The sequence below is a fragment of the Flavobacterium sp. AC267 genome (assembly GCF_979258715.1).
The window spans coordinates 3,988,223-4,004,792 of sequence record NZ_OZ409875.1 but is presented as its reverse complement, the minus strand read 5'-3'; the positions used below and the strand labels follow the sequence as shown (position 1 = coordinate 4,004,792).

General features: G+C 39.2%; 21 protein-coding genes. 7 read left to right on the top strand and 14 right to left on the bottom strand.

The window, feature by feature from the left end; genetic code table 11:
- Window positions 1-113: 113 nt before the first annotated feature.
- Window positions 114-347, bottom strand: a complete 234-nt coding sequence (locus ACZZ95_RS21155) for a hypothetical protein (RefSeq protein ID WP_463470539.1) — start codon at window positions 345-347, stop codon at window positions 114-116.
- Between the two features lie 428 nt (window positions 348-775).
- Between ACZZ95_RS21155 and ACZZ95_RS21150 the strand changes: the two genes are divergently transcribed.
- The 3 genes from ACZZ95_RS21150 (at window position 776) to ACZZ95_RS21140 (ending at window position 2,129) form a co-directional block, all read left to right on the top strand.
- Window positions 776-1,024, top strand: a complete 249-nt coding sequence (locus ACZZ95_RS21150) for a hypothetical protein (protein ID WP_463470538.1) — start codon at window positions 776-778, stop codon at window positions 1,022-1,024.
- Between the two features lie 583 nt (window positions 1,025-1,607).
- Entirely contained in the window at window positions 1,608-1,865 is a 258-nt protein-coding gene (locus ACZZ95_RS21145) for a hypothetical protein (protein WP_463470537.1), read from the top strand.
- 3 nt (window positions 1,866-1,868) lie between these two features.
- On the top strand, window positions 1,869-2,129 hold the full coding sequence (locus tag ACZZ95_RS21140) for a hypothetical protein (protein ID WP_463470536.1): 261 nt from the start codon (window positions 1,869-1,871) through the stop codon (window positions 2,127-2,129).
- 130 nt (window positions 2,130-2,259) lie between these two features.
- Here the strand turns inward: ACZZ95_RS21140 and ACZZ95_RS21135 are convergent, their stop codons facing one another.
- The 5 genes from ACZZ95_RS21135 to ACZZ95_RS21115 form a co-directional block, all read right to left on the bottom strand.
- On the bottom strand, window positions 2,260-3,288 hold the full coding sequence (locus tag ACZZ95_RS21135) for a hypothetical protein (RefSeq protein WP_463470535.1): 1,029 nt from the start codon (window positions 3,286-3,288) through the stop codon (window positions 2,260-2,262).
- 510 nt (window positions 3,289-3,798) lie between these two features.
- Window positions 3,799-4,101 carry a T9SS type A sorting domain-containing protein gene (locus ACZZ95_RS21130; RefSeq protein ID WP_463471732.1) on the bottom strand — a complete coding sequence of 101 codons (303 nt, stop codon included), beginning with the start codon at window positions 4,099-4,101 and terminating at the stop codon, window positions 3,799-3,801.
- Between the two features lie 167 nt (window positions 4,102-4,268).
- Window positions 4,269-5,102, bottom strand: a complete 834-nt coding sequence (locus tag ACZZ95_RS21125; protein WP_463470534.1) for a hypothetical protein — start codon at window positions 5,100-5,102, stop codon at window positions 4,269-4,271.
- Window positions 5,047-5,619, bottom strand: coding sequence for a hypothetical protein (locus ACZZ95_RS21120; RefSeq protein WP_463470533.1), 573 nt, complete (start codon window positions 5,617-5,619; stop codon window positions 5,047-5,049). Before ACZZ95_RS21120 ends, ACZZ95_RS21125 begins: the two co-directional genes overlap by 56 nt.
- 40 nt (window positions 5,620-5,659) lie before the next feature.
- The gene (locus tag ACZZ95_RS21115; protein WP_463470532.1) at window positions 5,660-5,836 is read right to left on the bottom strand and encodes a hypothetical protein; all 177 of its coding nucleotides are present in this window, start codon (window positions 5,834-5,836) and stop codon (window positions 5,660-5,662) included.
- A gap of 427 nt (window positions 5,837-6,263) precedes the next feature.
- Between ACZZ95_RS21115 and ACZZ95_RS21110 the strand changes: the two genes are divergently transcribed.
- Window positions 6,264-6,443: a hypothetical protein gene (locus ACZZ95_RS21110; RefSeq protein ID WP_463470531.1), complete on the top strand. Its 180-nt coding sequence runs from the start codon at window positions 6,264-6,266 to the stop codon at window positions 6,441-6,443.
- Window positions 6,444-6,477: 34 nt separating this feature from the next.
- Here ACZZ95_RS21110 and ACZZ95_RS21105 read toward each other — a convergent pair whose 3' ends face one another.
- The 5 genes from ACZZ95_RS21105 to ACZZ95_RS21085 form a co-directional block, all read right to left on the bottom strand.
- Window positions 6,478-6,711, bottom strand: a complete 234-nt coding sequence (locus ACZZ95_RS21105; RefSeq protein ID WP_463470530.1) for a hypothetical protein — start codon at window positions 6,709-6,711, stop codon at window positions 6,478-6,480.
- The gene (locus ACZZ95_RS21100) at window positions 6,708-6,938 is read right to left on the bottom strand and encodes an ATP-binding protein (protein ID WP_463470529.1); all 231 of its coding nucleotides are present in this window, start codon (window positions 6,936-6,938) and stop codon (window positions 6,708-6,710) included. Before ACZZ95_RS21100 ends, ACZZ95_RS21105 begins: the two co-directional genes overlap by 4 nt.
- Before the next feature lie 227 nt (window positions 6,939-7,165).
- A complete protein-coding gene (locus ACZZ95_RS21095) occupies window positions 7,166-8,365 on the bottom strand; it encodes a PAS domain-containing sensor histidine kinase (RefSeq protein ID WP_463470528.1) in 1,200 nt (399 codons plus the stop codon).
- A gap of 13 nt (window positions 8,366-8,378) precedes the next feature.
- On the bottom strand, window positions 8,379-8,975 hold the full coding sequence (locus ACZZ95_RS21090; RefSeq protein ID WP_463470527.1) for a PAS domain-containing protein: 597 nt from the start codon (window positions 8,973-8,975) through the stop codon (window positions 8,379-8,381).
- A 70-nt stretch (window positions 8,976-9,045) separates the two neighbouring features.
- Window positions 9,046-9,807: a LytR/AlgR family response regulator transcription factor gene (locus ACZZ95_RS21085; protein WP_463470526.1), complete on the bottom strand. Its 762-nt coding sequence runs from the start codon at window positions 9,805-9,807 to the stop codon at window positions 9,046-9,048.
- A gap of 1,463 nt (window positions 9,808-11,270) precedes the next feature.
- On the opposite strand from ACZZ95_RS21085, the gene ACZZ95_RS21080 reads away from it, so the two are divergent.
- Window positions 11,271-11,999, top strand: a complete 729-nt coding sequence (locus ACZZ95_RS21080; RefSeq protein WP_463470525.1) for an MFS transporter — start codon at window positions 11,271-11,273, stop codon at window positions 11,997-11,999.
- Between the two features lie 544 nt (window positions 12,000-12,543).
- On the opposite strand, the gene ACZZ95_RS21075 is transcribed toward ACZZ95_RS21080, so the two are convergent.
- Window positions 12,544-13,281 (bottom strand): trypsin-like serine protease, encoded by a 738-nt coding sequence (locus ACZZ95_RS21075; protein ID WP_463470524.1) that lies wholly within the window; start codon window positions 13,279-13,281, stop codon window positions 12,544-12,546.
- Window positions 13,282-13,727: 446 nt separating this feature from the next.
- On the opposite strand from ACZZ95_RS21075, the gene ACZZ95_RS21070 reads away from it, so the two are divergent.
- Window positions 13,728-14,018: a hypothetical protein gene (locus ACZZ95_RS21070; protein WP_463470523.1), complete on the top strand. Its 291-nt coding sequence runs from the start codon at window positions 13,728-13,730 to the stop codon at window positions 14,016-14,018.
- 96 nt (window positions 14,019-14,114) lie between these two features.
- On the opposite strand, the gene ACZZ95_RS21065 is transcribed toward ACZZ95_RS21070, so the two are convergent.
- On the bottom strand, window positions 14,115-14,744 hold the full coding sequence (locus tag ACZZ95_RS21065; RefSeq protein ID WP_463470522.1) for a DNA-3-methyladenine glycosylase: 630 nt from the start codon (window positions 14,742-14,744) through the stop codon (window positions 14,115-14,117).
- 38 nt (window positions 14,745-14,782) lie between these two features.
- Complete coding sequence (locus tag ACZZ95_RS21060) at window positions 14,783-15,133, bottom strand: winged helix-turn-helix transcriptional regulator (RefSeq protein WP_463470521.1); 351 nt, start codon at window positions 15,131-15,133, stop codon at window positions 14,783-14,785.
- A 97-nt stretch (window positions 15,134-15,230) separates the two neighbouring features.
- On the opposite strand from ACZZ95_RS21060, the gene ACZZ95_RS21055 reads away from it, so the two are divergent.
- On the top strand, window positions 15,231-16,556 hold the full coding sequence (locus ACZZ95_RS21055; protein WP_463470520.1) for an NtaA/DmoA family FMN-dependent monooxygenase: 1,326 nt from the start codon (window positions 15,231-15,233) through the stop codon (window positions 16,554-16,556).
- Window positions 16,557-16,570 lie beyond the last annotated feature (14 nt).

Below are 16,570 nucleotides of genomic sequence, written 5' to 3'. Positions count from 1 at the left end.
GAACTTTTCTCGTGCTGAGCTGGCGTACTATAATTACACTATTTTCTATTTAATTTGGGTGGTTTGTAGAACCATTTTCGTAAAAATTAGTGTCATGTTATAAAGATGTACGCCTATTGACTGTCGCTTATTTTTGAGCTGGCAAATTGGTCCATCACATTTTGAATGGGACCTTCCACATCCTTTGCGATCAGTGCTGATTCGAGAAGATAACCATCCACAAAATCAAAAACTGTTTTTTCGGCCTGATCCAGCCTTCTAACTGCATCGGGCTCCAAAGAAGCATTAAATACCCTTTCCAGATGGGCTTTTAAGTCTTGTTCGAATTGTCTTATTAGATCTTCCATTTATTTTTTTTTGTTGTTGAAAATGATTTCGCACTTTATTTAAATGTATATCGACTGCTATTGTTATTATTACTGCCTCATAAAAATTGCAGGTATACTAATCTGAATCAATTTTGATTTATCTAGGGTCGTGTCTCTTGTTTTTTCCCAGCTCGTCTATGGCGTCTGTAGTGGCGCACTTTAATTTGTATAAGGTTATACATTATCATTATTAATCAATTTAAACTGATTTAAGGTGCTTAAAATTAATATCTTAATTCTTTTTGTTTTTATAGGAAAAGGAATAATTCTTACGTAATTTACATTACAATCCTGCGCAAAATTGAGCATGAACTCAAACAAAATTCTTTAACTGACTGGAAATATCTTGGAATAATTTTTATATTTGATAATCAGAACTAAAAGCATATTATTTAAAATTATTGGCAATGGAAAAGGAGATGAAGCTAAAAGTTCGTAAGGAACTAAACGGCAGGCGACAGTCGAATATTATTAAATTAAAAGGCAGTTTAATTTCAAAGGGTTACACGGAAATCATTCACATCTTGGATCATGATGAAGAATTTCATATCAATTCTTTTGACATTGAGACCGAAGCAGATAGTGAAGTTCGTGAGTTTATTACCGCGTTTATAGCCAGAGAGCGACTTGAAGACAGCATTTCTATTTTCAAATAATCTGCCGGCTCTCTTACACAGCCTATGAAAAAAATAGTACAAAAAGAGCGTCTCTTCTCAAAGAGGCGCTTTTTGACTTTGTATGGGCATCAATTAAATGACAAACACCCATACTTGGCAGGCCTGCTTTTAAAGCTGTGCTAGGATGCTGAACTTCCAGCTCTTTATCCTGGGGATTAAATAGTCATCCTTTTCAAGATCACTTCCTTAATTGCATTTCAAGCATTTTATCGGCAATAGGTGCTGAACATTTACGCTAACCTCCTGTTTGAAAGAATGGGAGAGTACTAACTAAACTCCCCCAGGTATGGGAGCTCGAATTTTTTTAAAAGCGGCCGGTTAATCTGTCCGGTTTCCTTTTTAATTTTTAAGTTATAGGAAGTGGTGGGAAAGACATTGATAAACGAGCAACTATATTCGCAACTGTTTTGAGATATAAGGAGTGGGGCAGTATTTTAATGGTAAGGTATTGATATTGTGTTTTTTATATTATGTAATGTTGTAAGCTTTGATGGAAATTATGTAAGAATGGCGTGCGCTGGAGGTTTAATTTTCCAATTATTAATTTTAAATAAAACGTATTATGGTACTGGAAAATCAAAACACAGAAGGTGCAACGGCAAAAGCTATTGAGGAGCAAACTTCAAAACTGCCGTCAGATTTATTTTTATATGCCTCATTGGTCGCAATGGGAACATCACTAACGCTAAAATGTCTGGGTAAAAGTCACAATGCATTATTTGTAGGGCAGTGGGCGACTCCTTTTTTACTGCTTGGAATATACAACAAGCTTGTCAAATTGGAAGGTCACGATGCCGAGGATAAAAACGAAAATTCATAAGTTATGGAAAATCAAAAAAAAGATCAGACAGCTAATGAAGAATTTAAGGATACTGATCAGGGATTTAATGCGAGAAACCAATACAGCGGCTCTGGAGATTTCAGCCCTGATCAGCAGGAAGAATCCGAGGAAAGAGCTGAAGAAAATTCAGAATCGTTATTAAATTCAGATGAGACGCCTGAATCTCCTACGGATTTGCGAGCAGGATCAATCCGGCACCTTAAAATCAAACAATTGAGTAATGCTTACCGCATTAAAAAATAAAGTCGCCCTAGGCGGCTTTATTCTTTTTATTCTTTATTTTCTTTTTAATTTTTTTTCAGCTGGATATGCATTTTATGTTTCGTCACTCCCGGCAAGTAACCAGTAATTACTGTCAGGAGAAAGCATGAAATTATCTGGCTGTTAAATTAAGTGAAATGGTCTGCATATTGCCACTTCCATCGTAGCGCTCGGCCCAGATCTCAATATAGTCCTCTTTTTTTAGCTGTACGGTGCCGATGATGGGAAGTGCTAAAATACCAGCTGTTGTTAAAAAGCCTGTGGTTCCTTTACCATAAACTTTCGTTTCGGTTAAAACAACCCCATTGCGGGCGATATAAAGAATAATGGTTAAATCAGAATTTCCTTGATAAGAAACCGAGCCCGCTACTTGGAAATAACGGGTTTTATTTCCTTTATATATAATTTTATTATCACCGTCTTTTACAAAGCGGAATAGATTATTGGAGGTAGTAGTTCCTACAATTTTTCTTCTGGTACCCGAGCCCGTACCACTTGGGAATGTGGTTGTGGCACCGGTCCCGACTACTGCATCCAGATTGATATCACCTGTGGCTTCACCATCTGCCTCGCGGGAAAGCCCCGGGGCATCAACAGTCCAGGCAGTACTGAAGCTGTAACCCGGATAGGTAGATGCGGCGGGATACCCCTTGACGTAACCAGACACTGCGGTGGTCGTTCCCGAAAAAACAGTTCCCAGTAATATACCCGTTCCTACTGAAAGCCCAGCAACACTTACATCCAGCGCTGTATCACTGCCGTTAACCGAACTGAAACCGCTGTTTTTTTGTATGAGCCCAAAGCCGCCGGTAAAAGTTTCAAATGTTCCATTATTGCTGTTTAGCCATGCCTGATTGCTTAGGAGCAGATTGCCGATATTGGAATAGGTAATTCCATTGGCATTATTGACAAATTGGACAATACTGCCAAAGAATAATCCGAGCCCCGAAATAGTACCTACACTTGCAGTCATGCCGTCTATTACCGTGTTTTGCACCAACAGGGAGGTATTTGTTGCGGCGCCCGGTCCTGTAATGTTAAAAGCTCGGGTCCCTTTTAAGGTAAGATTTCTGATACTTCCCCCTGTATTTCCTTGGAAGATGACTCCCGAAGAGCTTATAATATCCTCATTGGAATCCAATCCCGAAATATAAGCGTCATTTAAATTGATAGGATTTGCTAGGGTAATGGTACCATTAATTTCATAAAACGTATTGGAAGCCAGAAGGTAAACCGAGCCCCCGCCAGCGGCAAGTTCCGGAGCTAAATCCGATGCCGATTTTACGAGTTTATAATTATTTCTCGTGGTACTTTCATTGCTCAGCTTGACCCAGGATGATGTAAGGGTATTATAGTAATAAAAGGATTTTACTGTAGTGTCAAATACCAGTAAGCTTTCCGCCGGGCTGGCAATGGCGGCTGAGCCGCGCGGAGCTCATACGGGGCGCTAACATGCCTTGGGAGGCAGATGAAATATCTAAAACAGCACTTGCATCCGGGCTAACAGTACCAATGCCGATCTGCGCAGTGCTGGAAATTGATAAAAAAAATAAAACCAGCAGTAATGCTCGCTCTTTGCTCGCAGTGTAAATGTTTTTGCCATAATTCCTTGATTGAAGATTTTTTAAACAGTTTGATATTTGTAAAGATTCTATGGCTGGTCGCCAGAATTTGTAACAATGATTTTTTGCGTCATTTTTGTATCGCCGGCAGTGGTAAATACGGCTATATAAACACCGGAACTTACTGACGCAGTTGAAAAAAGAAGCTCTTCTGCTTCCAGATTATGTTTAGAAAGCACGACTCTTCCCAGCATATCATACAAGGTAAATGATGCGATATTCTCCTGGTCGGGATTCATGGCTTTTAAAACTTGGTTCCTGTTATCCTGAATAATAAAAAAGCGGTTCTTTTGAGGAGTATTTGTACCTAATGTACCCTTGGTAAATGCGATTTTAAAGCGGTCATCAAAAGTTCCTGGAACTAAAGAGACCTCATGCTGGCCGTTTCTGATATCGTGATAGGACTGGTCAAGGGCATCATAGAGGAAAACCGGCTGGGACTGATCAAAATCAATGGTTTCAGAAATGTAGAATTTTACAGTTGTTGCCTGCGTCGCTTTTACCGAAAGGGGAATTTTTTGGAGGCATCAAAATTAACCCCTTCAATTACATAGTTCTCCTGTTCAATTAGAAAGGAGACATCATTGGGAAGGTCGTCATCCATGTTTTTGGCATCAATGCCTCGATCTACCCCATCAGTGGCCTGAGGTAAAAAGGCCAATGCAAGCTGTCTGGTAAACTCATTGTTGAGAATTACATTAAGCTTAAAGTAGGGAATTACCTCTGGAGGTACAGTACTTTTAGCTGTCACAGGGTCAAGAGCATTTTTAGCGCTTAAATTTCCAGCAGGTTTTTCAAATTGCGATAATGCGTTTTGTTCTTTCACAAACACACGGTGCGCGTTTCTAAAAGTCACCAGGCCGTTGGAATTGCCATTGATGAGAAAGCCCTGGCCGATTGGCAGGTATTTTCGCGCTACAACAGCACTGGTGCCTGTTGGAGGATTATTGTTCAGTGTTCCATCACTGTTATAGGATCTAAACGCTACTGCAGTGTAAATCCCATTTGATCCCAGACTCACTGGGGAATAGGCGGCATACCCGCCCCGATAGGCGGAGAGATAATGTGAATCCACCGTTTTGTCCTGTCGCCAAAAATAGGCAATACCGGTAGCGGCATTGTTATCCGGATCCAAAAGAAAAGCATTTAAATCTAAGGCAGACGGATACGGGTTTCCTGTCAAGGTGGTCGCATTATCCGAACCAACGCTGACTGTTATGTTTCCATTATTGGGTTTTCCTCTAAAGTCATAGCGCTGGGCTCCAGTGCCCGGGTTATTAACTATACCAGTTCCTTCCGGGTCGGTGCTGTCTGAACCGCTGGTGCCTTTCATTGTAAATCCTTCGCCGGGAGCTATAGTGGTGGCGGTGCCTACCTCGCCGCCACTGCGAATAACTATTGGCAGTGGTCAATTTATAAATCCAATGTGAGGCGATTGTCAATGGATTGGCAGCTCCGTTATAACTTCCAATAGGAAGCAGTACAGCGGTATTGGACAAGGTAGCAGTTACGGGCTGGTAAAGCAGGCTGATGCCAAAATTACTATTGCCCGTTGATACAGCAGTGGTTCCCACTGGAGAGCACCAGTAATTGTAATCGAAATTATCTGCGGTTCCTTCCTGGTATACCGAGAGGATACCAGTGCCAGTATTGGCTGATAGGCCTGTTGTACCCTGAAGCAACTGAGAATTGTTTCTTAAAAAAAGCGTGGCATCAGCATTAAGATTAATGTTTCCCCCAACAAACAGCACCTGGTTTTTGACGTACAGCGGTGTACCGGCACTCACTGAAAGCTGTGAGAAGCATTCCAAAGAAAGTAAGATAGACAGCAGGAGTAAAGTTTTTTTCATATTCTTTTTGTTTTTAGCTGGAAGAAATAAATGCTTTCATTTATTTCTTTTTTAATATCGTATAGCCAGCCAGCACCATTGCGGCTATACCTAACAGAAAAATATTGGAATCAATCGGCATGGGCACTGGTTCATCGGGCAGGCCTGGCGGAGGGGGATGAGTCGCAAGAGCGACTATTGGAATAAGAAGAAATACTAAAGAGGTTTTTATTTTCATTACTACGCAGTGGTTACTTTGTAAATAGCAGATAGTGGGAACAGTGAGAATTGTCGCAAAATAACTGCGGACCCCTTCAAATAAAAAAGCATAAGTAATAACTGAGGACTACAGGGTATAAGTGGAAGCGGGATTGGGTTGTAATACTGCTGTGCGCCAGCCCTTAAGCCAAGGTGGCATTTGAGACGGCCTTTACAGCGTTAGATTCTTTAAAGATAGACTAATGCCTTGATCGGCAATAGTGGAAATGTTCTGCATTCCTGGTCGGTTTGCAAAAATAAGAGGCACATCAGTATAAACTAGTGGAGAGGTTTGTCGCACGAGTCAATTGGGTGGTTTAGATCTGCCTGGCTAAATATAAGGCTCTAGTATATAGCGTCTGCCTTGGCAAGTGCCAATGGATAAGTAAGGATAATTGACAGCATTGATGCTGGGTAGGCTGATGGTTGAGCTGGACATTGCCGCGCCTTTAAACGATACGATCCAGAAATTCTTTAGTAATTGGCTTGATATGAAAAGATACAACATTGGAATTACCGCGGGATCTGGCAATATCGTCGCTGTCTATAGTGGAGGAAATCACGTAGGCCCTGCAGTGATTTTTTAAATCTGCTGACAGCTTATCAAATGCGTCCAAGAATTCAAATCCTGACATCAAAGGCATATAGATATCTACAAATACGATCTGGGGCAGTTTGGTTACATCGTACTGATTGGCCTGTAGATAAGCTATGGCCTCGTCGCGCGTCGGTATAATGGAGCACATTTCTGCCAAAATTATTTTTAGTAATCATACGCGAGATAATATAAGAATCGATCATGTTGTCATCAATGATCATTACGGTATCAAATTTTGGGGCATCTTGTGCTATCATGGTTTTAAATTTTTTAGAGTAATAGTAAAGGCGGTGCCATCTCCTTTTTCGGACTGGATTTCTATGGTACCTTCGAGTATTTCTATGGCATTCTTGGCAATATATAGACCAATGCCTGATCCATCGCGACCGGAAAGCCGGAAAAACATTTCATATATTCTCTGGTGATAGGCCGGATCTATGCCGATTCCATTATCAATTACTTTTAAATGCAGTTTTGCAAGCATCTGAATATCCTTGTATCTTTATATATCTGTCACTTTGGTCCTCCTTATGATGTTTTAAGGCGTTTGATATCAGATTCTCCAGTATGGTTTTCAAACGCGACCTGTCCGTGTAAAAAGGCTGTAGTTCTTCTATTGCAATTTCACAGCGGATTCCTCTGGCTTCTTTCATGCACAGGAGCGAGTCTGTAATCTCATGGGCCATTGCATTTAACGAAATTTTCTCCACCTCAATACCTGTGCGGCTTGTTACGCGAATAGTTTAAAATGTTTTTAATGAATTCATCCAGACGATTGACACTGTCGCGGATCAATCCTGCGTGATGCAGTGTATCGGCTTCGAGACTTTCCGACTCAATGAAGGAGAGAAGGCCTAGAATAGAGGTCAGCGGAGAGCGAAGATCATGTGAAACGCTGTATACAAAACGATCCAGCTCAGAATTTGTTTTAATGAGTTCCTTGTTTCGCTTCTCGAGATTGACTTCCGCTTTTTGGCGTTCAGAGATGTCATTGGACAGGATTAACCTTGCCGGCACGCCATCCGATAGTATATCATGGGCAATGATTTCTACTGGGATGACAGAGCCGTCTTTTTTTAGATGATTCCATTTTCCCCTGTTGTAATTGGTGCTGTTAATTTGGGAAGCATCACTTGATTTTATAAAAAGATTTCTCTCCTCTTGGGGTCTAATATCCAAGGCAGTCATCGAAAGAAACTCCTCACGGCTGTATCCATACTGGTGGATGGCCATTTTATTTACATCAAGGAACTGAAAGCTTACTAAATCAATTACCCACATAGGCATGGGATTGTTATCAAAAAGATACCTGTATTTTTTCTCACTTTTCTTAAGTGCCTTCTGTGCCTGTTTCATTTCAGTGATATCAGCAAGTACTGTAATGGTACCCGTAATATGGCCCTGTGTATCGCGAATCGGAACAGGATAAGGCAGTACCTTTCGTTTATCACCTTCAGGACGCTCTATGCTGATTTCCCTGCCTGGATTTGGTTTATCTGGATCCAAAACCTTTGGGTGTGCATCATAGGATGCGGGCTTGCTATTGCCGGCTTTGATCTCTGGAATATCATACCACAAGGCACTGCCTATTTGGGGCTGTCTGCCCCATAAAGCGGCTACTGCTTCATTGTATATCAATAGTTTTCCTTCATTGTCACAGAGATAAGCCGCAACAGGGAGTTTATGAAGCAGATCACTGTACATTTTTTTCCCTTTCTTCAATTTTTTTCTCGACAAGACCTGTTCGGTGACGTCATTTGCAAAGAAAAGAATACCCTCGATTTTATTATCAGCATCCCGGTAGGCCTGGTATATGAAATTTAAATATACATCCACAAGCTGACCGTTGTCATGCCGGTCCACTTGTATCAGCATCTCATTAGCAGAGAAGGTTTCGCCAGTACTGTACACGCGGTCTAAAATTTCAAAAATACCCTGCGCTTGCAGTTCCGGCGAGCACCTCCTTTACGGTTTTGCCAATAATATCCTTTTTATGAATCAGATGCAGGTACAAATCGTTTGCCAGGGTATAGATATGTTCGGGACCTTTTAAAATGCCCATGCAGGAAGGGGCCTGTGCGTATAAATTGTAAAATCGCGACCGTTCTATTTCAAAAGCCTTTTCTATTTTTATTTTCTCTGTCACATCTCTGCCGATACAGTAACACAATTTTTTTGCCTCATCCCACACAGCAGACCATTGCAGATAAACAATATTGCCATTTTTGTGTACAACTTTTTTTTCGAAGATAGCATGCTCAAAGACATATCTGATATCAAGATCTTCGGAATCCGGATACTGCTCTTGAATGATAAACTCAGTATATTTCCTTCCTGTTAATTCGTTAAGCGTATAGCCTAAAATACGCTCCGATGCTTTATTGACCCACACAAATCTTCCTTCCTCATCACAGGAAAAGATCAGATCCAGTGAAAAATCCAAGATCTTGCCAAGATCATGGAGTCGCTCTGGAACATTTTGGCTTTGACCGGTTCTATCTTTAGTGTTCTTATCCTGCATTTTTGTTCTGTTTTTTAATGGACTGCTTTTTTCTTTTTAATTTTCAGCGTGCGGCGATCGCATCGGGCATTTATTCCTTTAGTTTAATGAATTTGTTAAAGTCATCCTGACGCCGTTTGGCAACTGGAAGAATCGTGCCGTTGGACAGCTCGCAGAAGTACCCGTCTTTTTTTGAGATCTTAATAATATGGCGCAGATTGACAATATAAGAGTGGTGTATCCTGAAAAAATAACTGCTGTCCAAGATAGTACTGTACTCGCCAAGATTTCTGCTGGACATGATCCTGTCGCCATTTGATAGGACAAAGACGGTGTATTTCCCGTCTGCCTTGCAAAAAATAATGTCGGTCATCGGGATGAGTTCGATTTTTTCCACTGAGGCTACTGCTACATACTCATTGGTCTGATTGGCGGCGTTTAAAATGTTTATGGCGTTGATAGTCTGGTTCTGATAAGAACGCTCCATTTCTCTGCGTTTAATTACTTTATAAACCGCTATGATTATAGCATTGAAATCAAGTGGTTTTAATAGAAAATCAATTGCATTGTGTTTGAAAGCCTGTATTGCGCACTCCTTATTGCCTGATACAAGTATAAGTTTAGGCATGCTGAACTCCAGCTTCTCGAACATATCAAAAAAATCATTATCCTTCATCACAATATCCAGCAGTATGAGATCGGGTCGCATTGTTTTAACCAATACCGAAGCGTCAATGATGCAGTCTGCCTCACCTATAATTTTAATAATCATAGTATTCTCCTGCTCAAATTTTTTTAAAATGGACAGGGTATCTTTTTCCTTTGATATGATTATGGCATTTACGGGTGTCATGATATTATTTTTTCAATCAATGATTATTTAATTCGCGTTATACTGCTGTGGCGGCAATTTTGTTTTTAGCGGGTTTAAAAATTATAAATTAAAGAAACATTAGAAGATTATGGCTGTCTTTTTGCAAGGCACTACTTTTGTAATTAATAAGTGTTTGTATATTTAGAATAGGTGGAGCTATAAGGGCATATCTATTTTGAACGGTAGAATTTTTAAAGCTCAAAAAAAATGTTTTTAAATTTAAAAGAATTACACATTGTATTTTTATATTATTTTTCATATAGTTTATATCATTATACACTCTAATATTTTCTGGAGCTAAATGCGGAAAGGGTCCCTTTTATCAGTGCTTATCCAGAATTCCGTATGCCCTAATAGCTGAAAGGCCCAATAGAAAAGAGAATAGTGATGCAGTCGGAATGAAGCAGAATGCAGTAAGTAGATAATTTAGGAAACTGACGGCTCGAACATTAAATATAATTAATCAATTTTTTTTAAAGTATTACTGCTAATTATAGTTTATAAATTATTGTATTCTAATATTTTATAGGTTTGTTTTGTGAGGCCCCAGGTTTTGAGTTTACTAAAAGTTATTCCTGTAAAAGGAATAGCATTTTAATTATACTAATCGAATTTTGATGCTGTCAAATTTTTCAGTGCAGTTGTTTATTTTTGTACTAGTTAATAATAATTGAGATCCAATGAAAACCTTGAGAAGAAAAGAGAAAAGTGAAATTAAGAAGGTGCGGCAGTACATTAAGATTAAAAGCAGGATTATCAATACCATGGTATTCTCCATTATGTATTTTATTGCCATTCTGTCGCTTTGTAATATAGTAGAGTCGCTTTCTTAGAATTTGTACATCCACCGTATTAGTCGGATACTTATCAAACAGACTTAATCAGGTCTGTTTTTTTATTTTATAATGATACAGTTGCTATTGTACCCTTAACTTTTGCTGAAATTGCTATAACTAATCTCAGAGCATATTTGTGATGTACTGGTTTTAAAGATCGTCTGTTAATATTGGTATTAGCATACTTTTACATAGAAGTGGAATAATTTTTTACATAAAGTTCTTAATTGACCAGAAGCAATGATTGTAAATTACCGAATGGGGCTTACGGAATTCAAAGTTTTATAATAATAATTTCTATAAATTTAATTTCACTGTATTAATTCGAGCAATATGATAAAAGTGGATCATTCGCCTGTTTAAGTACAAATGATAATATTCTATAAGGTAAATTTGCATCAGGGAAAAACAGTAATCTGACTATTAATTTATGATTTTTAATAGAAGTCTTTACTGATTTAGTCTGCAGGAAATGAATTCCTGCAAATATGTCGCTAATTTGAATTACACTTGGCGAATCCTTACAAAGGGCGTCTCATTAACTTAAAGAATATCCATGCCAATTATTTCCAATAAAAAAAAAAAGGGAATCAGAAAATAGCGACCTTGCTGGCCTTTGCTCTTATACCTCTTTCTGGTTTTGCTACAGACATTTACCTTCCTTCAATGCCTTCCATGGGAACAGCTCTTAAAATCACTAGTCTAGAGGTGCGACTGACACTTACTATATTTCTGATAAGTTATGGTGTAGCGCAATTATTTATTGGGAGTATTGTAGATAGTTTTGGCTGCTACAATATCAGTCTCACTGCGATGGTGCTTTTTATTATATCTTGTCTCATAATAGCCAATACCAAAAACATTTATCTTATCTATGCAATGAGGCTCATTCATGGAATAACAGTAGCTGGTATTGTAGTTTCTAAAAGAGCCTACTTTGTTGATGTCTTTGAAGGGGAACAGCTGAAAGTTTATTTGAGCATCTTTACAATAATCTGGTCTACAGGCCCCATAATTGCGCCCTTTATAGGAGGGTATCTGCAGGATGTATTCGGCTGGGAATCTAATTTTTATTTTTTGGCTTTCATTGCATTTGTGATATTTCTACTTGAGATAATATACAGCGACGAAACCATAAAAACTCCGATGGAATTTAATCTAAAGAAAATTGCTGGAGTTTATTTGGAAATGCTCAGTACTCCAAGTTTTGTAATGGGAATTCTCATGCTTGGACTGGCCTATTCCATGGTGATGGTCTATAATATGTCGGGGCCTTTTATTATTGAGCACGAACTGCTCTGCTCACTCCTGTTACGGCAGGATACTGTTCCCTGATTTTAGGATTTGCCTGGATGACAGGTGGTTTTATCGGTAAAGCCACAATTCAATTCCCCTTCTATAAAAAAATGGCAGTGAATATTCTCGTTGTGACTTATTTTCTTGTTTGCAATGATTTTTACTCTTGGCTTCTATGTGAATATTTTTACACTGGTGTTTTTTGCCTTTTTAATTCATGTGTGCTCAGGTTATACCTATAATAATTATTTTATATTCAGCCTAAGCAGGTTTCCTAAGAATGCAGGTATAGCAGGAGGACTTACCGGGGGAATCGTCTATATTCTGGTATCTTTTCTAAGTTATATCATTATTGCCGTCCTTCCGGCAAAAGACCAGTATAATCTCAGTTACAGCTATTTTATTTTAGCACTGCCGTCTGGTCTTTTAATGTTTATTATCGCTCGCTATATCAGGGAAAGCCCTCAACTTTCAAAACGAGGTTAAAAGCTGGCAGGACTGCTTGTACGAGAGACATAGGGAATTGAATGGTCAAAAATGCTGTTCTCGTTTTGGGTTTTATTGATAGCGTTTTGGTGAATCTTTATTTTACTTTTGCAATGATTTGATCAATAGCTATAGCAAATACCGCATCTTTAATTTCTTGATCAGCGGGAAGTCCAAATGACATCATGCCGATAATTTTATCATTACAAATTAAAGGACCACCGGACATTCCAATATTTCCTTTAAATGAAGACTTAATTACTTTTATATCAGTTAATTTAATGTCATTGGCATTAACGGACATGTTTTGTATTTCAACAATATGACCAGAGGCATCGGATTTACTGGTCTCTAGATTGTAATCATCAATAATCAGACTATTAGTATCCCAATGGGCAGTCGTTATCGGCATAGTAAGTAAATGCCCATAATTTTTGACACTATCATTTTGTTTTGCATTTGTTTCAGACAGCAGTACATTACTTTTTACAGTAACAGGTAATTTAATGACCACAGCTTCTATTTCCGGCATGGATTCTAAGTAGTCTACTGAAAGCGGTATAATCATTTTTGTGCCCCTCTTTAGAAGCCAGAATTGTACAAACCTGTAGCCGGGGTTTGGTTTGAAATTATTTGGATTAAGCACGTGATGTGCAATAAGAACAGCGGAGTCTTTTATTAAAAAACCCGTACCGCAGATACCGCCTATGACAGGGGTTTCTTCCGGTGTATTGTATGAAATCTTAACAACTGCAAAGACTGAATTTTCTATTTGTGCCTTGGCACTTTGCATAGAAAAGAGTAGTACAATAATTGATATTATCTGCTTTTTCATTGCTGGATATAAATTAATACATATTTAAGTTTTCTAACGAAAATAAGAAGTTCCCTTTTTCAGGATTTATTTTCCGATAACCTGATATGTTTGAGTATAACTTTCTAAACACTAATGTAGTGCATTTATTTTTATGAAACTTCTGTAAAACTATGTAAGTCTCTTCAATAAAATATTCTTTTTGCTAGGACTATCTATTTGAACCATCAGCTTAACTGTGAAACGGAATAGATAGTGCGAGGAGTCTGAAATAAAAAGCAGGATGATCAATACAATGGTGTTTTCTGCTGTATCTTTTACAGTCATGCTTCTGTTCTGTAAAATTATATAAATACTGGTATATTCACGTAATTATCCTATAAAGGAATTTATAAATTATGTAAACTGATTGAAAATCAGTTTTTTAATTTTGAGTGTACAATTTTATAAACTTAAATGAACGGAAGATGAAAACACTTTTGAAAATTAAAATCGTAATGCTGTTTTTAATCACAGCTTTTATATTCTCCTGTAAAAAGAATGAAAATAATGATGTAAATCCTATTGGAGTTAAGTCCGACACAATGGACATGTCTGCTGATACAATAGGTCCGGCGCTGGATTCCTCTGCGACATTAAATCCCGAGCAGAACGGACAGCATGGAACTACAGGAGCAACAGGTGAAGGGGCGACTGGCTCAGGTACAGCTGGTTCAACACAAAAAGGGAATCAGAATATAAGAACGGACTCTATTTAAAGATTTTCTTTAATTAAAATATAAATCTCTCAACAGTGTTGAGAGATTTTTTTATTTATAAAAAGCAGACCGTAGTGGAAAGTCTAATCAGGATGTTTAAATTTTTGGTATCCTGCTGACATATTTATTGTTTTTGATGAAAAAGCGCCAGGGCAAGAGTGCGTGATCTCCTGCATAGTCAACCCCGACTCTCGGTACAGCGGCTATTTGATCATCATCATAACGAAAGCCATGGTCTTCAACCCAGATTTCATCTCCAGCGAGTTCTTTTTTATTAAATCCACTGTCAATTCCCAAAGCTTTTGCGGCAGATCCAGGCCCAGATGTAATGCGGGAATTTCCAGCTTTAAGGTCGCGTCTGCTTTCGATGACATCTATTCCTTTGAAAGGTTCCACGGCACGGATTAAAACTGCATGAGGTTCTCCTTCACAGGCAGTAACAATATTGAATAAATAATGAATACCGTAACATAAGTACACATAAGATATGCCGCCATGCTGGTAAAGCGTTTCAGTTCTGGAAGTTCTTCTTCCTCCATATGCGTGGGAAGCTTTGTCAGCAATTCCCATATAGGCCTCTGTTTCTACTATAATCCCGGCAGTTATCTTTCCGTTAACCTGTGTGAAGAGCACTTTTCCCAGCAGGTCTTCGGCAAGAAAGAGAACATCAGGATTCTGATAATAAGAATAGGGGAGTTTAAAAGGTGTTACAGCATTTATTTTCATATAATTTTTATAAAAAAAAGGTAATTTTCAAAGCAGTGCTAGTCTTGCTGAAAAATTTTCTTCTTGTGGTTTAATCCCCAGTCCTTCATTGCATAGATAATGGGCGTTAAGGTATCCGCATAAGGTTCCAAGATGTAGGATATTTTGACTGGATAATCGTTTGTTATAATTCTTTTGACCAGCTGGTGCTGTTCGAGTTCCTTAAGTTCTTTAGAGAGAACTTTTGGAGTTAGTCCAGGAATGCTCTCCTGGATTTCTGTAAATCGGCTGTTGCCAACACCAACTGAAATAATGATCGATAGTTTCCACTTTCCATTAATTACTTCAAGTGTGTCCCGTACAGGCTTAACGGTATTCAAACACTCACAGTAAGGTTTCTTTTTCGACATAATAAAATTTTTATTTTGCTTTCCTTTGGGAAAGGACTATACAAAGGAAAGTAATTTTGATTTAATTTTGTAAAATAATCTCATTAAAATTCGCATTATGGCAGAAGATAAGAAGATGCTGATAGGTCTTCACCTTGGAAATGGATATGGTTCCCAATCGGGAGCTTGGCGCATGCCGGGAGTTGACCCCAAAAGCTATACGAGTTTTGATGCCCGTGTAAAGCAGGCTCAGGCGACTGAGCGGGGCAAATTTCAATTTATATTTCTGCCGGACGGTCCCGGTGCTGTGATGACAGATATAGCGACTGAATCTCCGGCTTTTAATCTTGATGTGATGATGACCCTGGGCGCAGTAGCCCGAGAAACAGAGTATATTGGATTGGTCGCCACGGGATCAACCACTTTTAATGAGCCTTTCAACCTGGCCAGACAATTTAAGGCATTGGATGTTATGAGCCATGGCAGGGCTGGCTGGAACGCCGTTACCTCGAGCGGTGAAGATGTTGCGGCTAACTACGGAAAAAGAATTCCGTCGAGCGAAGACCGCTATAGTCGTGCTCACGAAACTGTTCAACTCATTCAGGCGCTTTGGGGGAGCTGGGGAAAAGATGCCTGGATACATAACCAACAGAGTGGACAGTTTGCAGAAAAAGATCAGATTCTTCCAATTAACCTGCAGGGTAAATATGTCGGTTCAAGAGGTCCTCTTTATATTCCACCATCCGAGCAAGGGCGACCTATTATCTTCCACGCAGGCGGGAGTCCCAATGCACATGAATTGGCAGGGCGTTTTGCCAACGTGGTAATAGAGGCGACATTTACCATTGAAGATGCAAGAGCGCGGCGTAATGCATTTAGAGCGTACGCAAAAAGATACGGTCGTGATCCGGATGAAATCAAATACATTGCCGGACTGATGACCACCATTACCAAAGACAGACGAACCGCACTGGATCGAAGAATACAATTAGGAGGAGACTCACTTATGCGGCGTGTTGGCTATCTGGAAAGAATGCTGGGTATTTCCCTTGATCCGTCCCTCATCGATGAGCCGCTTTCAGAAATGCGACTGGCCAAAGCTTTTCCATCCCGTTATGATCCTCGTTCTGCTAATGCATTGAAAATTGCTAAAGAGGGCTGGAGTGTTCGTGATACTCTTGCGCACGGTGTGATCGATTATCATCCTGTAATTGTAGGTCCCGGTCTAGAAGCGACTGATCATATGCAGGCATGGTTTGAAGCGGCGGCAATCGATGGGTTCTGGATTTCACCAGATGTTAATGCAGATGGAATTGATGCCTTTGTAGATCAGGTAGTTCCGATTTTGCAGGACCGTGGGCTTTTTCACAAAGAGTATGAAGGCAAAACTTTACGGGACCACGTTGGAGCCCCAAATCAGTACGGTATTGATCCACAAGTTTAAATTGATTATAACAA